The sequence below is a fragment of the Streptomyces sp. NPDC052036 genome, assembly GCF_040680495.1.
GTDB lineage: Bacteria > Actinomycetota > Actinomycetes > Streptomycetales > Streptomycetaceae > Streptomyces.
This window is the reverse complement of record NZ_JBFAWW010000047.1, coordinates 18193-36068: the sequence shown is the minus strand read 5'-3', so window position 1 is coordinate 36068 and position 17876 is coordinate 18193. Positions and strand designations below refer to the sequence as shown.

Below are 17876 nucleotides of genomic sequence, written 5' to 3'. Positions count from 1 at the left end.
GCCGAACACCTCGGCCGGATGACCGTCGAACTCGTCGGCCGGATGACCGCCCCCGTTCCACCCGCTCTCGCGAACCCGTGTACCCCAAGGAGTCGATCCACCATGGCGAGCGACATGCCGACTACCCATGTCTCCGATCTCGACTGGCTGATGAGCGGCCTCGTGCAGCGCGTACCCCACACCAAGAGCGCGGTGCTGCTCTCCTGCGACGGGCTGGTGAAGTCCGTGCACGGCCTCGACACGGACAGCGCCGACCATATGGCCGCCCTGGCCTCCGGCCTCTACTCGCTCGGCCGCAGCGCGGGCGTCCGCTTCGGGGACGGCGGCGACGTACGGCAGGTCGTCGTCGAACTCGACTCGACCCTGCTCTTCGTCACCACCGCCGGTTCCGGCACCTGTCTCGCCGTGCTCGCCGACCGCGAGGCCGACGCGGCCGTCCTCGGCTACGAGATGGCGATGCTCGTGAAGAGCGTACGGCCGTATCTGGTCACCGCGCCCCGCCGGAGCGCGGCGCAGCCCTCGGTGACCGGGCCTTGAACGTGACCGCGGCCGGTGACAGCCCCTGGCTCGACGACGCGGCCGGACGACTGATCCGCCCCTACACGGTCAGCAACGGCCGCACCCGGCCGAGCACCGCCCTCGATCTGCTCTCCCAGGTGATGGCCACGGGCACGACCCTCCTCGGCACGCTCGGCCCCGAGCACGCCGAGGCGCTCGGCCGGTGCGGGGCCCCCGTCTCGGTCGCCGAGGTGGCCGCGCAGCTGAAGCTGCCCGCGGTGGTCACCAAGGTGCTGCTCGCCGACCTCGTCGACTGCGGGGCGCTCACCACCAAACCCCCCGTCTTCCACCACAACCCCACTGACCGGTCTCTGCTGGAGGCAGTGCTCGATGGACTACGACGACAGCTCTGACCCCTTTCCCACCGCGCTGAAGATCCTGGTGGCGGGAGGGTTCGGAGTAGGCAAGACGACCTTCGTTGGCGCGGTGAGCGAGATCGCGCCGCTGAGCACGGAGGAACTGCTCACCACGGCCGGCGCCGCGACCGACAGCCTCGACGGGATCGAGAACAAGGTCGAGACGACCGTGGCGATGGACTTCGGCCGCATCACCCTCGACCCGCAGCATGTGCTGTACCTGTTCGGTACGCCCGGTCAGGAACGGTTCTGGTTCATGTGGGACGAGCTGTCCGAAGGCGCGCTCGGAGCGGTCATCCTCGCCGACACCCGCAGACTGGAGGACTGCTTCGCCGCCGTCGACTTCTTCGAGCAGCGCGGACTCGGTTTCATCATCGCCCTCAACGAGTTCGACGGCGCCCATCGCTACGACCCCGGGGAGGTGTGTGCCGCCCTCGACCTCGACCCGAAGATTCCCGTGGTGCGCTGCGACGCCCGTATCTCCAGCTCGGGGGTGCAGACCCTGCTCACGCTCGTCCGTCATCTCCTCGCACACGACCCGGCGACGACACCGGCCCCGAGGCCCGGAGCGCGCACATGACCCTGCGCCGACTGTTGCTGACCCCCGAGGACAGGGACGCCCCCGAGCGCGTCCGCAGGCTGCGCCTGCTCGGCCTGGGCGAGCGCGCCGAACCGGAGTTCGACGCCTTCGCGGATCGGCTGGCGGAGCTCACCGCGGCGCCGTACGCGATGGTCACCTTCGTCGACGAGCACCGGCAGTTCTTCGCGGGCCTCCACCAGCCCGACGACCGCCCGCTCACCGCGCTCCCCACCCCGGACGGCACGGGCGCGCCCGTCCGTCAGCTGGGCCGCGCGTACGGCTTCTGTCCGCACGTCGTCGTCCGGCGCAGGGCGCTCGTCCTCGAGGACGTCCGCGACTATCCGCGCTTCGCCCAGAACCCCGTCGTCGACGAGATCGGTATCCGCTCCTATCTCGGCGCGCCGCTCGTGGACCGCACGGGCACCGCCCTCGGCACGGTCTGCGCCGCCGACGTGGAGCCGCGTCCCTGGGGCCGGGCAGGTCTGGAGACCATCAAGGCGCTGGCCGCGGAGCTGACGGAAGGTATCGCACGACGGGAGGGCGGCACGACCTGAGAGGCGTGCGCCGGATCGCCCTGCCGTGGCGCGCCCCTCGGTGCCGTTTCGGGCGCCCCGCACTCCGTGTCCCGCCCGGTCCGGAGCCGGTCGTGTCCGTGGAACGGGAAGCGAAGCCGCAGGTGACACGGGGGGCGTGAAGGAAAGCTGTGGCGGCGCTTAAGAAATCCTCGATGGACCAGTGCGTCGCCGTAGGGCAGATTGCTACGCGATTCCACTCCTCTCCCCGGTGCGGGCTCCTTCGGCGTGCCTGGAACCGGGACCTCACTCACAGGAGCCGTAGCGTTGAAGGCGCTGGTCAAGGAGAAGGCGGAGCCCGGGCTCCAGCTCGCGGACGTCCCGGAACCCGCCGTCGGACCCGGCGACGTGCTCATCAAGGTCCTGCGGACCGGTATCTGCGGCACCGACCTGCACATCCGGGCGTGGGACGGCTGGGCGCAGCAGGCGATCCGCACCCCGCTGGTGGTCGGGCACGAGTTCGTCGGCGAGGTCGTCGAGACCGGCCGTGACGTCACGGACATCAACGTGGGCGACCGGGTCAGCGGCGAGGGCCATCTGGTGTGCGGGAAGTGCCGCAACTGTCTGGCCGGGCGCCGCCATCTGTGCCGGGCGACGGTCGGGCTCGGGGTCGGGCGCGACGGTGCGTTCGCCGAGTATGTGGCCCTGCCCGCCGGCAACGTCTGGGTGCATCGCGCCCCCGTGGACCTCGACGTGGCCGCGATCTTCGACCCGTTCGGCAACGCGGTGCACACCGCGCTGTCGTTCCCCCTGGTCGGCGAGGACGTCCTGATCACCGGTGCCGGCCCGATCGGCCTGATGGCCGCGGCGGTGGCCCGGCACGCGGGCGCACGCAACGTCGTCGTGACCGATGTCAGCGAGGAACGCCTGGAGCTGGCGCGCAAGATCGGCGTGAGCCTCGCGCTGAACGTCTCCGACGCGACGATCGCCGACGGCCAGCGCGAGCTGGGCCTGCGTGAGGGCTTCGACATCGGTCTGGAGATGTCCGGCCGCCCCGAGGCGATGCGCGACATGATCGCCAACATGACGCACGGCGGCCGGATCGCCATGCTCGGACTGCCGTCCCAGGAGTTCCCCGTCGACTGGGCCCGGATCGTCACCTCCATGATCACGATCAAGGGCATCTACGGCCGCGAGATGTTCGAGACGTGGTACGCGATGTCGGTCCTGCTCGAGGGCGGGCTCGACCTTTCGCCCGTGATCACCGGCCGGTACGACTACCGCGAGCACGAGGCGGCGTTCGAGGACGCGGCGAGCGGCCGGGGCGGCAAGATCATCCTGGACTGGACCGCGTAGCCCTTCCCCGCGATTGCCCGCCTTCCCGCGTAAGCACTTTGAGGAGCTTCCCCCATGTTCGACTCCGTGCGCGACGACCTGCGCGCCACCCTCGACGAGATCCGGGCCGCCGGCCTGCACAAGCCCGAGCGGGTGATCGACACCCCGCAGTCCGCGACCGTGAACGTCACCGCGGGCGGCCGCCCCGGTGAGGTGCTCAACTTCTGCGCCAACAACTACCTCGGCCTCGCCGACCACCCTGACGTCATCGCCGCCGCTCACACGGCGCTGGACCGCTGGGGCTACGGCATGGCGTCCGTACGGTTCATCTGCGGTACGCAGGAGGTGCACAAGGAGCTGGAGGCGCGGCTGTCCGCGTTCCTCGGCCAGGAGGACACGATCCTGTACTCCTCGTGCTTCGACGCCAACGGCGGTGTCTTCGAGACCCTCCTCGGCCCGGAGGACGCGGTGATTTCCGACGCCCTCAACCACGCCTCGATCATCGACGGCATCCGCCTGTCCAAGGCGCGCCGCTTCCGTTACGCCAACCGCGACATGGCGGATCTGGAGCGGCAGCTGAAGGAGGCCTCGGAGGGCGGCGCCCGCCGCAAGCTGGTCGTCACCGACGGCGTGTTCTCCATGGACGGCTATGTGGCCCCGCTGCGGGAGATCTGCGACCTCGCCGACCGGTACGACGCCATGGTCATGGTCGACGACTCGCACGCCGTCGGCTTCGTCGGCGCGGGCGGTCGCGGCACCCCCGAGCTGCACGGGGTCATGGACCGCGTCGACATCATCACCGGCACCCTCGGCAAGGCGCTCGGCGGCGCCTCCGGCGGCTATGTCGCCGCCCGCGCCGAGATCGTCGCCCTGCTGCGCCAGCGCTCGCGGCCGTATCTCTTCTCCAACACGCTCGCCCCGGTGATCGCGGCGGCCTCGCTCAAGGTGCTCGACCTGCTGGAGTCGGCGGGCGACCTGCGCGTGAAGCTGGCGGAGAACACCGCGCTCTTCCGCCGCCGGATGACCGAGGAGGGCTTCGACATCCTGCCGGGCGACCACGCGATCGCCCCGGTGATGATCGGCGACGCGTCGAAGGCCGGACGCATGGCCGAACTGCTGCTGGAGCGCGGCGTGTACGTCGTCGGCTTCTCCTACCCGGTGGTCCCGCAGGGCCAGGCCCGTATCCGGGTGCAGCTGTCCGCCGCGCACTCCACGGACGACGTCAACCGCGCCGTCGACGCGTTCGTGTCCGCCCGGGCGGAGCTGGAGGGCTGATCAGCCCGCGCGTCTTGCGATAATCGGTTGCATGATCGAAGCGCGGCGGCTGCACATCCTCCGTGCGGTGGCCGACCACCGCACGGTCACGGCCGCTGCCGCCGCGCTCTATCTCACCCCCTCCGCCGTGTCCCAGCAGCTCGCCGCGCTGGAACAGGAGACCGGTCACCGGCTGGTGGAGCGGGGCGCCAAGGGAGTACGGCTGACCCCGGCCGGTGAGATCCTGCTCGGCCACACCAACGCCGTCCTCGCCCAGCTGGAGCGCGCCGAGGCCGAGCTGGCCGCCTACGGCGCCGGCTCGGCGGGCACGGTGACACTCGCCTCCTTCGCCACCGGCATCGGCCTGGTGGTGGCCCCCGCGCTGGCGCGGCTCGCCCGCACCGCGCCCGGCATCCGGGTCCGGGTCCAGGACGCCGAGGGAGACGCGAGCCTGCCGATGGTCCTGGACCGGCAGGTCGACGTCGCCGTCGCCGTGGAGTACCGGGGCGCGCCCGACGCGGACGACCCCCGGCTCACTCCCGTCGCGCTCTACGCCGAACCCTTCGACGCGGTCGTGCCGGTCACCCATCGTCTGGCCGACGCGCCCGAGGTGCCGCTGGCCGAGCTGGCCAAGGACCCGTGGATCGGCCCGTACCCGGGCAATCCCTGCCATGACGTCGTCGTGCTGGCCTGTGAGCACGCCGGGTTCCAGCCCCGTCTTGAACACTCCTCGGACGACTTCCGTGCGGTCGTGGCGCTCGCCTCGGCCGGCGCGGGAGTGGCCCTCGTACCGCGCTCCGCCCTGCGTGGAATGGACCTGACGGGTGTGGTCGTCCGCCCGGTCGACGGAGTCGCCCCCACCCGCCGGGTCTTCGCGGCCGTGCGCCGCGGGGCGGAGGGACACCCGCTGATCCGCCCGGTGCTGGACGCGCTGGCAAAGGCCGCGACGGTGGACTGACGGGGCCGGACCGGGGCCGGACCGAGGCGGCTCATCGCGACTGAGCCCACCCATCCCATATCCGGCACGCAATCCCGGATTCGGGATAGACTCCCGTCATGGCAAGTGACGTCATGGATCCCGTCGATGCCCGGCTCGCCGCGCGCCTGGCCGAGCTGCGGGCGGAGCGCGGCTGGTCGCTGGGCGAGCTGGCGGACCGCAGCGGGGTCAGCCGGTCCACCCTGTCCCGCGCGGAACGCGCCGAGATCAGCCCCACCGCCTCGATGCTGAACCGGCTGTGCGGCGTCTACGGCCGCACCATGTCCCAGCTGCTGAGCGAGATCGAGACCGAGCCCGCCCAGGTGGTGCGCGCCGCCGACCAGGCCCGGTGGCAGGACGCGGCCTCCGGCTTCGTACGACGCTCCGTGTCCCCTCCGCACCCTGGGCTGCGCGGCGAACTCGTCGAGGGGCGGCTCACGGCCGGGGCGGACATCGCCTACGACCGGCCGCCCGTGCCCGGACTCGAACAGCACATCTGGGTCCTCGACGGGACGCTGGAGGTCACCGCCCAGGACGTGGAGCACCGGCTCGCTGCCGGCGACTGCCTGCGGCTGCGGGTGTGGGGTCCGACCCGGTTCCGCTGCCCGGGCCCGGGTGAGGTGCGCTACGCGCTCGTGGTGGTGCTCCCATGACCCCGATCGTCCGGCTCGCCGCCGGGGACCTGCTCGCCCGCGCCGAAGAACTGGCTGAGCTGCTGACCGACACCGTCGAGGGCGGCGCCTCCGTGGGGTTCCTCGCCCCGCTCGACCGGGCGGAGGCCCTCGCCTGGTGGAAGGAGCGGGCGGCCGCGGTCGACGCCGGAGGTCTCGCGGTGTGGGTGGCGACGGCGGGGGAGCGGGTGGCGGGCACCGTGAGTCTCGCCTTCCCGGACAAGCCGAACAGCCGCCACCGTGCCGAACTGGGCAAGCTCATGGTGCACCGGGAGGCGCGCGGCCGGGGCCTGGGGCGCGCGCTGCTGGCCACCGCGGAGCGGGCCGCCGGCGAGGCCGGGATCACCCTGCTCCACCTGGACACGGAGACCGGCAGCCCGGCCGAGTCCCTGTACCGCACCGCGGGCTGGACCCGCGCCGGGATGATTCCGGACTACGCGGCGACACCGGCCGGAGCGCTGTGCCCGACCACGATCTTCTACAAGCGGATCGAGCGGATCGAGCGGATCGGGCGGGTCGGGCGGATCGTGCGGGTCGGCGCCGTGTCGCCTCAGGGGCCGACGCCGTCCCCCTGAGCACGGGCCGGCTGTCAGTGGCATTGGCTACGGTGCGGGACATGCCGGATGCCGAAGACGTACGCCGTATCGCCCTGTCCCTGCCCGAGACGGCCGAGAAGACCGCCTGGAGCATGCCCACGTTCCGGGTCGCGGGCAAGATGTTCGCCACCCTGCCCGAGGACGAGACATCCATGGCGGTGCGCTGCCCCAAGGAGGAGCGGGACGAGCTGGTGCTCGCCGAGCCCGGGAAGTTCTGGGTCGCCGGGCACGAGTCGCAGTTCGCCTGGATCCGGGTACGCCTCGCCGCCCTGGAGGACGAGGCCGAACTGCGGGACATCCTCGCCGACTCCTGGCGCCAGGCGGCCTCGCCCCGGCTCCTGGAGCACCATCCCGAGCTGGGCGCCCCGACCGGAGAGTGACAGGACAGGGGACGGCGCATAACGGGTGCGCGACCACCGTCCCGAGTGCGGTATTGTTTCTGTGCACGTTCGGCCCGGGGAAACCCCAGGTCAGACGGGCAACGGGACGTGGCGCAGCTTGGTAGCGCACTTGACTGGGGGTCAAGGGGTCGCAGGTTCAAATCCTGTCGTCCCGACAGTGCGAAGGGTCTTCGCAGGTGAGAGCCTGTGAAGACCCTTCTTCGCGATCACAGATTGATCATGTGCCCGGCCAGGCCGTGCAGGGCGTCCTGGACCGCCTCGCTCAGCGTGGGATGCGCGTGCACGTTCCTCACCAGCTCGGTCACCGTCAGATCCCACTTCTGCGCCAGGGTCAGTTCCGGAAGAAGCTCGGTGACGTCCGGACCGATCAGATGGCCGCCCAGAAGTTCGCCGTGGCGCGCGTCGCTGAGGAGCTTCACGAAGCCGGCTGTTTCGCCGAAACCGTGCGCCTTCGCGTTCGCGGTGAAGGGGAACTTCGCGACCTGGACGTCGAACCCCGCGTCCCGGGCCTCCGTCTCGGTCCAGCCGAAACTGGCGATCTGGGGCCTGCAGAACGTGGCGCGGGGAATCATGCGGTAGTCGAGTTCCATCGTCTCCACACCGGCGATGGTCTCCGCGGCGACGACCCCCATCGCCTCGGCCGCGTGGGCCAGCATCAGCTTCGCCGTGACGTCACCGATGGCGAAGATGTGCGGCTGACTGGTACGGCACCGGGCGTCCACGTCGATGGCACCGCGGTCCGTGAGCCGGACCCCTGCCTGCCCGAGCCCGTACCCGGTCGTGCGCGGCTGGAAGCCCAGGGCCTGGAGCACCTTGTCCGCCTCCAGGATCTGCTGGCGACCGTCCTGCGAGACGACGACGCGGACGCCGTTCGCCGTCTCCTCCATCGACTCCACACGAGTGGACGTCATCAGCTTGATCCCTTGCCGGCGGAACTGCCGGGCCAGCTCCGCGGAGACTTCCTCGTCCTCCAGGGGAGCGACGCGGTCGAAGAACTCGACCAGGGTGACGTCGACGCCGTAGGCCCGCAGCAGGTAGGCGAACTCCACGCCGATGGCGCCCGCCCCGGCGATGACGATGCTCGCGGGCACGTGGTCGGAGAGGATCTGCTCCTCGTACGTCACGATGCGCGCGCCGAGGCGGGTTCCCGGCAGCAGCTTCACGGTGGAGCCGGTGGCGATGATGCAGTGGGCGAAGGTGAGGGTGGTGTCCCCGTCGGGCATCCGGACGCTCAGGGTGTGGGGGTCGACGAAGGCGCCCTGTCCCTCGTACTGCGCGATGCCGTTCTTGCGCATCAGATAGGTGACGCCCTTCGCGCGGCCGTCGGCCACCTTTCTGCTCCTGAGAAACGCCGCCCCGTAGTCGAGACTCACCGAACCGTCGATCCGTACGCCGAACGTGTCCCGCTCCTGCAACACGAGATGGGCCACTTCCGCGTTTCTGAGCAGGGACTTCGCCGGGATGCAGCCGATGTTCAGGCAGATTCCGCCCCAGAACCGTGCTTCGACGATGGCGGTTCTCAGACCCAGTTGGGCGCATCGAATGGCCGCCACATACCCACCCGGGCCCGCGCCCAGGACCACCACGTCGAACTCTGCGTTCATGATCCGGCCTCACGGTTGACGAAGTGCACATCCGGCGGCGGCCCTCGTCAGCCTAAGCGCGGCCCGGCCGCACGGCATGTCGACGCCGGTCGGTGTCGGGTGGGCACCTCTTCCTGAAGGGGAAGTGTGTTTTCGACTTCCTCGTCGCATGGGTCATGAATCGCGGTTCCGGCGATTTCCAGTCGTCTTCATGGAGGGGCGGAGAAGGTCGTTTCGCAGAGCACCATGACAAATCCGACCGGCTATGCGGCCCAAGGGAAATCCGGCGTTTTCGCAGTATTCTCTCACGCGTGGGCCTTTCGCGCCTCAAGCGCGAAGGGCCCATATCCTCTGCGTCAAGGGCACCCGCGCCGTCCCTCTGAACGTCCAACGTCCGGATTCCCAACGGAACTTGAACACTACAGGCGCTGTCCCGCGCCGCGGTAATCACTCCGTCATTGCCCGGCACGGCGCCCGGCGGGGCGGCAATAATGCGCGGGTCTCTACCCCCTTGCGGTCACGCCCACTGAGGAGTTGCCTTGACTGCATTCATGACCTCGGACGCGTTCTTACGCGCGTCGGGCCGGGCCACACGTCCCTTACGGACGACGGCGCTTCGGCGTGCGTTCTTGCCCAGCCGGCCGGGAGCGGGGTGCTCCGGGTGCTGACTGTGCATCCCGGGCGGCGGGGCAGCCGCCCGAGGCTCGAATGGCGAAGATGGCTGACACTTGTACTGGTCGGCGCCCTGCTCGCTCTCGGGCAGACCGCGCTGGCCCCCCACGCGAGCGCAGACGACATCCCCACGCAGGACCAGGTGCGGGCCGCGCTGGTGAGCGCGCCGGGCAGCAACCTGTTCTGGACCGGGCGGATCGGCTCCTGCCAGAGCGAGGCCGACAGCGTCAAGCCGATCACTGAGAAGTACGCGAAGCAGCGCGGCCAGAAGACGCTGGAGACGCGCCTCGCCGACGCGGGTCTCAAGATGCCGCCGTTCGACACCCCGGACAACAAGGCCAAGGACATCTGGCGGTTCGCCTCGGCCGAATACGCCCGGCAGACCTCCGACCAGGCGTGGGTGATCAAGGGCAAGTGCGTCCGCTCGGGCAACACCTGGGAGACCCGCGAGCTGCCCGAGCTGGAGAACCGCGGCAAGGTCAAGTGCATCTGGGAGATCGACGCGGGCGACCTCGGCCACGAGAAGCTGCTCTGGAACGCGTGGTGGTGGGGCAGTACCTGCAAGGGCCAGGTGCACCTGCACAACACAGCCGCGCTGGCCTGCGTCCCGTACGACGAGCAGGACCTCGACGAAGGCTTCAAGTGGCGGCACTACGACCAGCAGGGGCAGGACAGCTGGAGTTATCTGTACCAGTGGGCGTACATCGGAGGGGAGCCCTGGTTCGGGAAGCGGGACTCCAAGGTGGATCCCCACGCCTATGGGTACCAGTATTCGATCGAACCCGATGACAGCGGTCCCGCGAACCCCAGTTACCACGTGAACCATTCCGACAGGCTCATCGCATGGTTCCTGCACCACGATGACAGACGGCCGTACCTCATCCAGATCTACAACTACCAGGGCGGCTACTCGCCGGGACGGCCGGAGCCGTACAACGACGTCTGCAACTTCGAGACGGGACTCAGGACGACGGACGTCTCCACCTCCGCAGAGCAGTGCGGCACGACGGACGACAAGACGTGCAACGTGATGGTCGTCGGCGACTCGATCAGCAACGGGTACGAGGGCGACAGCACTTGGCGGTACCGGCTGTGGGAGTGGGCCCAGGACCAGAACTGGCAGGCCCGTTTCGTCGGACCGCTGACCGGGACCGAGAAGCAGAACGCGGCGCACCCGCCGGAGCCGCCGCCGCTGGTGGAGAACCCCCCTGACCCGCCACCGGCGCAGCCCGACCCGTCGCAGTTCACCGGCGCCTACGCGCAGAGCGACGCCCCGGGCTTCGTCCGGGGCGATTCGGGCCACTACGCGATGTGGGGCCGCACCCTGGGGCAGGACGTGGGCACCATCGAGCTGGTCATGGCCGCCCAGGGCGCCCAGGGGCATCTGCCCGATGTGCTCCTGGTCGAGCTCGGCTTCAACGACATCGGCTGGCAGGGCGCCGGCGCCGGCCTGGTCGACACCATGAAGAAGTTCGTGGACAACGCCCGCAACGCCAACCCGCATGTGAAGATCGTGCTGGCCAACGTCCCGCAGCGCACCACACTCGGCGACGCCAACCCGCAACTCCCGCAGCGCACAAGGGACTACGACGCCGCCCTCGCCCAGGCTGCACCCGGCTGGTCCACCCCCGACTCACCGGTCGTGATCGCCGACATCGACAAGGCGATGGGCTGCGACTCGTCCTCCAAGACCTGTGCCACCGCCTATGACGGGCTTCACCCCAATCCGTTGGGCGAGTACCGCATCGCGTCCGCTTTCGGCACCGCCCTGCACGACGCGTTCGGCATCGGCACGGCGGCGCCCGAGGCCCCGGCGAGCGTCCCCGACCGGCAGGTGACCACACCCACCAACCTGGTGTTCGACGGCAGCCAGCAGGGCGTCACCGTGACCTGGGACAAGGTGGTCGGCGCGCACAGCTACGACGTGGAGTGGCGGGAGGTGGTCGACGGCGCGGAGAAGCCCTGGGAGGACGCCGTCCCGTCGGCCCAGTTCAACCGATGGGACCTGCCCTGGCAGTTCAGCTTCCAACCGGTCGACGGCCACCGCTACGAGGTCCGGGTGCGCGAGGTCGCGGGCGACGCCGACGATCTGAAATCGCCCTGGTCCCAGCCGGTTTCGGGCATCGCCCACCCGACCACGCCCAAGCCGCCGGACGAGGTGACCGCCCACGCCGCGGGGCCGGGGGAGATCGACGTCAGCTGGACCCCGGTCCACGACGCCTCCCTCACCCGCTACGCCGTCTACGTCTACGACACGGACACCCCGCTCGTCTTCGCCAAGGTCTACGGTTACGCCCCGACGGTGAGCCCGCTGCGCCGCATCACCGGCCTGACCCCCGGCCACCACTACCAGGTGTACATATGCAGCTGGAACGCGTCGGGCGAGGGGATGCCGCACATCGCGGAGGGAACGGTGGTGCCCTGACCGCGACCGAAGTCGCCCGCCGAAGCGTGAGTTCGGGTGTCGCGTCCCGAGCGGGTGATCTTCGGCCGCGGTGTGCCTGAGGACAGGGCCTCCTGCGCGGCTCGGGGTCGTCGAGACCGACGAGCGCGCCGGGAGGCCCTGATCCTTGTCAACAGCCCCAGCAGCGGGGACCTCCCGCGCCGCACTGTTCGAGTCCGGGACTACGACGCCCTTCGGGACCCCGGCCGATGAGGCCTCCACTGAGAGCGGTGTGGGTCCCGATGTCCGCCGGTACCTGTGGGGCGGCCACTTCTGGTCCGACTCCTACTTCGCCGGGAGCTGCGGCGGGGCACCCGCTGACCGTCGTACGCCAGTACATCGAGAACCAGAAGCGCCCCGTGGGCTGAGGTAAACAGTGCTGACCTGTGCCCACTGCGGGTCAGAGCAATTCTGAGATGGCCTTCAACCCCGGCGTAAACGCCGGAGCACTGGCCAAGATCAAAGGTAGACGCCGACCTGTTTGCGGTGGACGTCGCGTTCGATGAGTACCGGGAATCGGTGGGCGGTGCGGGCGGCGCCCGGCGGAGAATCCGCTTTCGCGGCGACATTCCCGGCGCGGCCCGGATCGACGTGCTTCTCCCGTCGACCGGAAAGCGGGCACGACGCGAACGGGCGGATGCCGGGAGGCATCTGACGTGCGGGGGCCGGGGGGCTGCTCGAGGGCGGACGCGTCGGTCCGCCCGGTGCTCGGGGACGGTGGAGCCCTGGCGGTGTTCCGGTCCGGCGGTGCGTGGATCTGGGGGAACGGGGGGCTCGGGGCCGGGGTGTCCGGGGCCGGGACGTCAGATGAGGCCGGCGCGGATGGCGTAGGAGACGGCGTGCGCCCGGTTGCGCAGGTGGAGCCGCTTCATGAGGCCGTACAGCACGTATTTGACGGTGCGTTCGGAATAGGAGAGCTTGGTGGCGATTTCGGAAAGTTCCTTGCCGTCGGCGACGAGGCGGAGGACGTCGACTTCGCGGGGGGTGACGCCGGACGCGGTGAGGCCGCGGGGGGCGAGGATTTCGCGATGGGCCCACTGGACCTGCTGCATGAGGGTGCCCTGGAGGGTGGGGGGAAAGCTCCCGCCGCCGTCGGCGATGGTGTGGAGGGTGCGGATGAAGGCGGCGGGTGTGAAGTTGTCGCGCCATATGACGGCGCGTACCCCGCGGTCGATGGCGGCGGAGATGTCGGCGCGCCATTCGCGTCCGGTGATCATGACGAAGCGCGCGTCGGGTTTGTCGTTGAGGGTGGGGAGGAGGTCGAGGGTGGTGGCGTCGACGGTGTCGACGGCGACGACGATGGTGTCGGCTTCGTTGCTTTTCTTGAGGGGGATCTCGCGGAGACGGTTGGCCTGCTGCAGGCAGCTGAGGAGGCCTGCCCGAGTGATGGCGTCGGGTGCGTGCACGGCGACGCGTATGGTGTCCGCGATTGTCTGTGAGGGCATCTGTCCTCCCGTGGGGATACTGCTTTTGATCTCCGGGGATCCTCACACGGGTGAACGGTTCTTCGGCTGGCGTGGGCTCCCTGAGGGTTAAGAACAGGGAAACCTGGCGCGAGCGGCGTGCGGGCCCCCGCCGGGGCGTGACCAGGGCGTTTGAGGGTGCGATGCCGGTGCCTCCCGGCCGACCGGTGCCTCTTCGCCCGCCGCGGAACGCCGGCGCCCGTCCGCCTGTCGTACCGCGTGACGCGCCGGACGCCGCCTGGGCGCGGTCGAGATTGGGGCCGCGGTCGCGGTCCTGGGCGAAGCGGTGGAGCCGGACGAGGAGGCGGGCCTGGAGGAGCGGAGGTGAACTGGCAGGCAGAATCGGCTGTCCGCACGGACAGGGGTGCGCACGGCGGGCCCCCCGCCGGACGGCTCGTTCCTAGGGTGGACGGGCAGCCCCCGCTGCGGCGCTCCGCGGCCCCCGGCCACGCGTGATCCGCCGGTACCGCCGGTGCGCTCTGAATCACCACAAGTCCGCAGGAGACCGTCCGATGAGCACTGTGGTCGTCAAGCGCTCCCCTCGTGAACCGGGGCCTGAGGCGCCCGAGGGCCGGATCGAGCTGGCGGAGCCCCCGGTCCTCGGCGAACCCGCTACCGCGGACTTCAGCTCGGCGATGGTGTACCTGCCCATGGCGCTGGGCGTCGGCTCCATGGTCATGATGTTCACCATGGGCTCCGGCTCGTCGTCCACGTACATGATGTCCGGGATGATGGGCGTGGCCATGATGAGCATGGGGCTCGGCCAGCTCGGCAGGCGTGGTGCCGACCGCAAGCGCAAGATGCGCGCCGAACGCCGTGACTACCTGCGCTACCTGGCCCAGTTGCGCCGCGAGGTCCGGCAGGCGGCGGCCGAGCAGCGTGTGGCGGTGACCTGGGACAACCCGAGTCCGCGGGACCTGTGGTCGATCGCTGCCGGGCCCCGGCTGTGGGAGCGCCGGGCCGGGCACGAGGACTTCGCGGAGGTGCGCATCGGGCTGGGCGCCCGCCGTGCGAACCTGGAGCTGATCCCGCCGGAGACCAAGCCGGTCGAGGATCTCGAACCCTTGTCGGCCGTCTCGCTGCGGCGCTTCACCAAGGCGTACCAGTCCATCGGCAACGTGCCGGTTCCGGTGCCTCTGCGGCGGTTCGCCAGCGTGGAGTTCGCGGGCGAGGGCGCCGCGGCGCTGGGCATGCTGCGCGCGATGATCGGCCAGCTGGTGGTGCTGCACTCGCCCGACGAGCTGCGGATCGCCCTGCTGACCGACGCGGTCGGCCGCGCCGAGTGGGACTGGCTCAAGTGGCTGCCGCACAACGCCCACCCGCACGAGGAGGACGCGGCGGGGCCGCTGCGTCTGGTGGCCGACGACTACGAGGCGCTGCTGGACCTGCTGGGCGCCGAGCTGACCGACCGCCCGGACCACGAGGCCGACGCGCCGCCGCGGATCGGGGAGCCGTTCGTGGTGGTGGTCGCCTACCGGGTGCACATCCCCGAGACCTCCCGGCTGCTCGGCGCCGGCCTGCGCAACGTCGTCCTGCTGGACGCCACAGGCGCGATGACCGGCGGTCCGCGAGTACTGCGGCTGACCGTGCGCGACGGCGAGGTGGAGTACCCGGCCGGCGAGACCACTGTCACCGCCCGGGCCGACTCGCTGTCCCCGTCGTCCGCTGACGCGCTCGCCCGCGTCCTCGCCCCGATGCGGACCGGCGGCGGCATCGAGCTCGTCGAGCAGCCGCTGGAGAGCGACTTCGACATCGTCACCCTGCTGGGCGTGCGCGACCCCCGTTCCTTCGACGTGGCGGCCCTGTGGCGCACCCGCCTCCCCCAGCACACCCGGCTGCGGGTGCCCATCGGCATCACCGAGGACAACGAGGTGCTGGAACTGGACCTGAAGGAGTCCGCCCAGGCCGGAATGGGCCCGCACGGACTGCTGATCGGCGCGACCGGCTCGGGCAAGAGTGAGCTGGTGCGCACCCTGGTCATCGGCCTGGCCGTGACGCACTCCTCGGACGTGCTCAACTTCGTCCTGGTCGACTTCAAGGGCGGCGCCACGTTCCTCAACATGGACCGGCTGCCGCACACGTCGGCTGTCATCACCAACCTCGCCGACGAGCTCCACCTGGTCGACCGGATGCGGGACTCGCTCAACGGCGAGATGATCCGCCGTCAGGAACTGCTGCGCGAGAGCGGCTACTCCTCGCTGTACGAGTACGAGAAGGCACGCCTGGGCGGCGCGGCGCTCACCCCGCTGCCCTCACTGGTGGTCGTCGTCGACGAGTTCTCCGAACTGCTCGCCAACAAGCCGGAGTTCGTCGACCTGTTCGTCTCCATCGGGCGGCTGGGCCGATCGCTGGGCGTCCATCTGCTCCTGGCGTCCCAGCGGCTGGACGAAGGGCGCATCCATCGCGTCGAGGGCCACCTGTCGTACCGGATCGCCCTGCGGACCTTCTCCTCGATGGAGTCGCGCAGCGTCATCGGCGTCGGCAGCGCCTACGAGCTGCCCTCCGCGCCCGGCAACGGCTACCTCAAGGTCGATACCACCAACCTCGCCCGGTTCAAGGCCGCCTACGTCTCCGGCCCCTGCCCGGTGCCGGTCGGCGCCGCCCGGCCGGCGGAGCCGGCGGCCGGTGCCGAGGGCGTCGTCGCCTTCGGCATGGAGCAGCGGCTGCCGGCGGCCCCCGGCGTCCTGGCGGAGGCCGAGGAGCTGACCGCGCGGCCCGAGCCGCAGCCGGAGCCCGCCTCGGAGGACCAGGAGAGTCTGCTCGACGTCCTGATCGAACGCCTGGAGGGCGCCGGCCCGCCGGCCCGCCAGGTGTGGCTGCCGCCGCTGGACTTCTCGCCCAGCCTCGACCAACTGCTGCCCGGCATTGTCCCGGACCCGGTACGTGGCATGAGCGCGAGCGACTACCCGGCCCTCGGGGGCCTGCGGGTTCCGCTCGGCATGGTCGACCGGCCCTTCGAGCAACTGCGGGAACTGCTGGTGGCCGACCTGTCCGGTGCCGACGGGCACCTCGCGCTGGCCGGCGGCCCGCAGACTGGCAAGTCCACGATGCTGCGCACCCTGATGCTCGCGCTCGCGCTTACCCACACCCCGCAGGAGGCGCAGTTCTACTGCCTCGACTTCGGCGGCGGCGGTCTGCAGTCCACGGCCGGCCTGCCGCACGTCGGCTCGATCGCCACCCGTATGGAGCGCGACCGGGTCCAGCGCACCATCGAGGAGTTGACCCAGCTGCTGGAGGTCCGCGAGCAGCGCTTCACCGACCTGGGCCTGGAGTCGATGACGGCCTACCGGCAGCAGCGTGACCGCGGCGAGATCGACGACCCCTACGGCGACGTCTTCCTGGTCATCGACAACTGGTCCACGCTCAAGCAGGACTTCGAGGACCTCGAACCGCGGATCATCGACCTGGCGGCTCGCGGCCTGTCGTTCGGACTGCACGTGGTCGTTTCCGCGGTGCGCTGGTCGGAGATCCGGCCGCGGGCCCGCGACCTGTTCGGCACCAAGTTCGAACTGCGGCTCGGCGACAACATGGAGTCCGAGATCGGCTCCAAGCTGGCCGCCAGCGTCCCCAACCAGCCCGGTCGCGGCCTGACCAAGTCCAAGTTCCACTTCCTGTGCGCCCTGCCCCGGCTGGACAGTTCCTCGGACACCGCGGACCTCACCGCGGCCACCAAGTCCGCGGTGGCCGAGATCGACACGTTCTGGGCCGGGAAGCCGGCCCCGGGGGTGCGCCTGCTGCCCGCCAAGCTGCCGTTGGACAAGCTCCCGGCCCCCGAGGGCGACCTGCGGGTCTGCCTCGGCTGGGACGAGCAGCGCCTCGCCCCCGTCTGGCACGACTTCCGGGTCACCCCGCACCTGATGGTCTTCGGCGACAGCGAGACCGGCAAGACCAACTCGCTGCGCCTGGCCATCGACGCGATCCTGCGCCGCTACCGGCCGGAGGAGGCGCGTATCCTGCTCGCCGACACCCGCCGCGACCTGCTCGGCGCCGTCCCGGAGGAGTACCGTGTCGGGTTCGCCGTGGACGGCGACGCCCTCACCACACTCGCCGGCAACGCCGCGGTCTCGGTCGGCAAGCGGGTGCCCGGGCCTGAGATCAGCCCGGAGCGCCTGGCCGGCCGCGACTGGTGGACGGGCCCCCGGCTGTTCCTCGTCGTCGACGACTACGACCTGTACGGCGGCGGCCCGGGCGCCGGGTCGCCGCTGGGCGCGCTGGCCCCGATGCTCGCCCACTCGGCCAACATCGGCCTGCACATGGTGATCTCCCGCTCCACCTCCGGTGCCACCCGCGCCATGATGGACCCGGTCCTGCGTCGGATCTGGGAACTGGGCAGCCCGGCACTCCTGCACTCCTACCCCAAGGAGGAAGGGAAGTTCATCGGCGAGGCCAGGCCCCGCACCCTTCCCCCCGGCCGCGCCCAGCTCGTCACCCGGCGCGGTGTACGGCTGGTCCAGGTGGGACACGCCGGCCCCTGAC

The 17876-nt window shown here is 70.6% G+C and carries 15 protein-coding genes and 1 tRNA gene; 14 read left to right on the top strand and 2 right to left on the bottom strand.

What is annotated here, in order from left to right; genetic code table 11:
- The first annotated feature begins 102 nt into the window (after positions 1-102).
- From AB0L95_RS36990 to AB0L95_RS36940, 11 genes are all read left to right on the top strand, one after another.
- The gene (locus tag AB0L95_RS36990) at positions 103-537 is read left to right on the top strand and encodes a roadblock/LC7 domain-containing protein (protein ID WP_365170037.1); all 435 of its coding nucleotides are present in this window, start codon (positions 103-105) and stop codon (positions 535-537) included.
- A 2-nt stretch (positions 538-539) separates the two neighbouring features.
- Complete coding sequence (locus AB0L95_RS36985; RefSeq protein ID WP_365170095.1) at positions 540-911, top strand: DUF742 domain-containing protein; 372 nt, start codon at positions 540-542, stop codon at positions 909-911.
- Positions 889-1494 (top strand): ATP/GTP-binding protein, encoded by a 606-nt coding sequence (locus tag AB0L95_RS36980; RefSeq protein WP_365170034.1) that lies wholly within the window; start codon positions 889-891, stop codon positions 1492-1494. Before AB0L95_RS36985 ends, AB0L95_RS36980 begins: the two co-directional genes overlap by 23 nt.
- Positions 1491-2048, top strand: a complete 558-nt coding sequence (locus tag AB0L95_RS36975; RefSeq protein WP_365170032.1) for a GAF domain-containing protein — start codon at positions 1491-1493, stop codon at positions 2046-2048. The genes AB0L95_RS36980 and AB0L95_RS36975 overlap by 4 nt, the downstream gene beginning before the upstream one ends.
- A gap of 285 nt (positions 2049-2333) precedes the next feature.
- Entirely contained in the window at positions 2334-3362 is a 1029-nt protein-coding gene (gene tdh, locus AB0L95_RS36970; RefSeq protein ID WP_365170029.1) for an L-threonine 3-dehydrogenase, read from the top strand.
- Between the two features lie 54 nt (positions 3363-3416).
- Complete coding sequence (locus AB0L95_RS36965) at positions 3417-4616, top strand: glycine C-acetyltransferase (RefSeq protein WP_365170027.1); 1200 nt, start codon at positions 3417-3419, stop codon at positions 4614-4616.
- A 31-nt stretch (positions 4617-4647) separates the two neighbouring features.
- Positions 4648-5553, top strand: coding sequence for a LysR family transcriptional regulator (locus AB0L95_RS36960; RefSeq protein ID WP_365170024.1), 906 nt, complete (start codon positions 4648-4650; stop codon positions 5551-5553).
- 98 nt (positions 5554-5651) lie between these two features.
- On the top strand, positions 5652-6224 hold the full coding sequence (locus AB0L95_RS36955) for an XRE family transcriptional regulator (protein WP_365170021.1): 573 nt from the start codon (positions 5652-5654) through the stop codon (positions 6222-6224).
- The gene (locus AB0L95_RS36950; protein ID WP_365170018.1) at positions 6221-6817 is read left to right on the top strand and encodes a GNAT family N-acetyltransferase; all 597 of its coding nucleotides are present in this window, start codon (positions 6221-6223) and stop codon (positions 6815-6817) included. Before AB0L95_RS36955 ends, AB0L95_RS36950 begins: the two co-directional genes overlap by 4 nt.
- Before the next feature lie 41 nt (positions 6818-6858).
- Positions 6859-7218: an MmcQ/YjbR family DNA-binding protein gene (locus AB0L95_RS36945; protein ID WP_365170015.1), complete on the top strand. Its 360-nt coding sequence runs from the start codon at positions 6859-6861 to the stop codon at positions 7216-7218.
- 102 nt (positions 7219-7320) lie between these two features.
- A tRNA-Pro gene (locus AB0L95_RS36940) sits at positions 7321-7394 on the top strand.
- Positions 7395-7445: 51 nt separating this feature from the next.
- Here the strand turns inward: AB0L95_RS36940 and lpdA are convergent.
- Complete coding sequence (gene lpdA, locus AB0L95_RS36935; RefSeq protein WP_365170012.1) at positions 7446-8843, bottom strand: dihydrolipoyl dehydrogenase; 1398 nt, start codon at positions 8841-8843, stop codon at positions 7446-7448.
- Between the two features lie 640 nt (positions 8844-9483).
- On the opposite strand from lpdA, the gene AB0L95_RS36930 reads away from it, so the two are divergent.
- Entirely contained in the window at positions 9484-11919 is a 2436-nt protein-coding gene (locus AB0L95_RS36930; RefSeq protein ID WP_365170009.1) for a GDSL-type esterase/lipase family protein, read from the top strand.
- Between the two features lie 250 nt (positions 11920-12169).
- Positions 12170-12310 carry a transposase gene (locus tag AB0L95_RS36925; protein WP_365170006.1) on the top strand — a complete coding sequence of 47 codons (141 nt, stop codon included), beginning with the start codon at positions 12170-12172 and terminating at the stop codon, positions 12308-12310.
- A gap of 430 nt (positions 12311-12740) precedes the next feature.
- Here AB0L95_RS36925 and AB0L95_RS36920 read toward each other — a convergent pair whose 3' ends face one another.
- Complete coding sequence (locus AB0L95_RS36920) at positions 12741-13382, bottom strand: response regulator transcription factor (protein WP_365170003.1); 642 nt, start codon at positions 13380-13382, stop codon at positions 12741-12743.
- Positions 13383-13912: 530 nt separating this feature from the next.
- On the opposite strand from AB0L95_RS36920, the gene eccCa reads away from it, so the two are divergent.
- Positions 13913-17875: a type VII secretion protein EccCa gene (eccCa, locus tag AB0L95_RS36915; protein WP_365170000.1), complete on the top strand. Its 3963-nt coding sequence runs from the start codon at positions 13913-13915 to the stop codon at positions 17873-17875.
- Position 17876: the final 1 nt, after the last annotated feature.

What these genes read in the sequence shown, in the direction of transcription:
- AB0L95_RS36990 (WP_365170037.1), top strand. Translation starts at nt 103, where the DNA reads ATGGCGAGCGACATGCCGACTACCCATGTCTCCGATCTCGACTGGCTG.
- AB0L95_RS36980 (WP_365170034.1), top strand. Translation starts at nt 889, where the DNA reads ATGGACTACGACGACAGCTCTGACCCCTTTCCCACCGCGCTGAAGATC.
- AB0L95_RS36975 (WP_365170032.1), top strand. Translation starts at nt 1,491, where the DNA reads ATGACCCTGCGCCGACTGTTGCTGACCCCCGAGGACAGGGACGCCCCC.
- AB0L95_RS36965 (WP_365170027.1), top strand. Translation starts at nt 3,417, where the DNA reads ATGTTCGACTCCGTGCGCGACGACCTGCGCGCCACCCTCGACGAGATC.
- AB0L95_RS36960 (WP_365170024.1), top strand. Translation starts at nt 4,648, where the DNA reads ATGATCGAAGCGCGGCGGCTGCACATCCTCCGTGCGGTGGCCGACCAC.
- AB0L95_RS36955 (WP_365170021.1), top strand. Translation starts at nt 5,652, where the DNA reads ATGGCAAGTGACGTCATGGATCCCGTCGATGCCCGGCTCGCCGCGCGC.
- AB0L95_RS36950 (WP_365170018.1), top strand. Translation starts at nt 6,221, where the DNA reads ATGACCCCGATCGTCCGGCTCGCCGCCGGGGACCTGCTCGCCCGCGCC.
- AB0L95_RS36945 (WP_365170015.1), top strand. Translation starts at nt 6,859, where the DNA reads ATGCCGGATGCCGAAGACGTACGCCGTATCGCCCTGTCCCTGCCCGAG.
- lpdA (WP_365170012.1), bottom strand. Translation starts at nt 8,843, where the DNA reads ATGAACGCAGAGTTCGACGTGGTGGTCCTGGGCGCGGGCCCGGGTGGG.
- AB0L95_RS36920 (WP_365170003.1), bottom strand. Translation starts at nt 13,382, where the DNA reads ATGCCCTCACAGACAATCGCGGACACCATACGCGTCGCCGTGCACGCA.
- eccCa (WP_365170000.1), top strand. Translation starts at nt 13,913, where the DNA reads ATGAGCACTGTGGTCGTCAAGCGCTCCCCTCGTGAACCGGGGCCTGAG.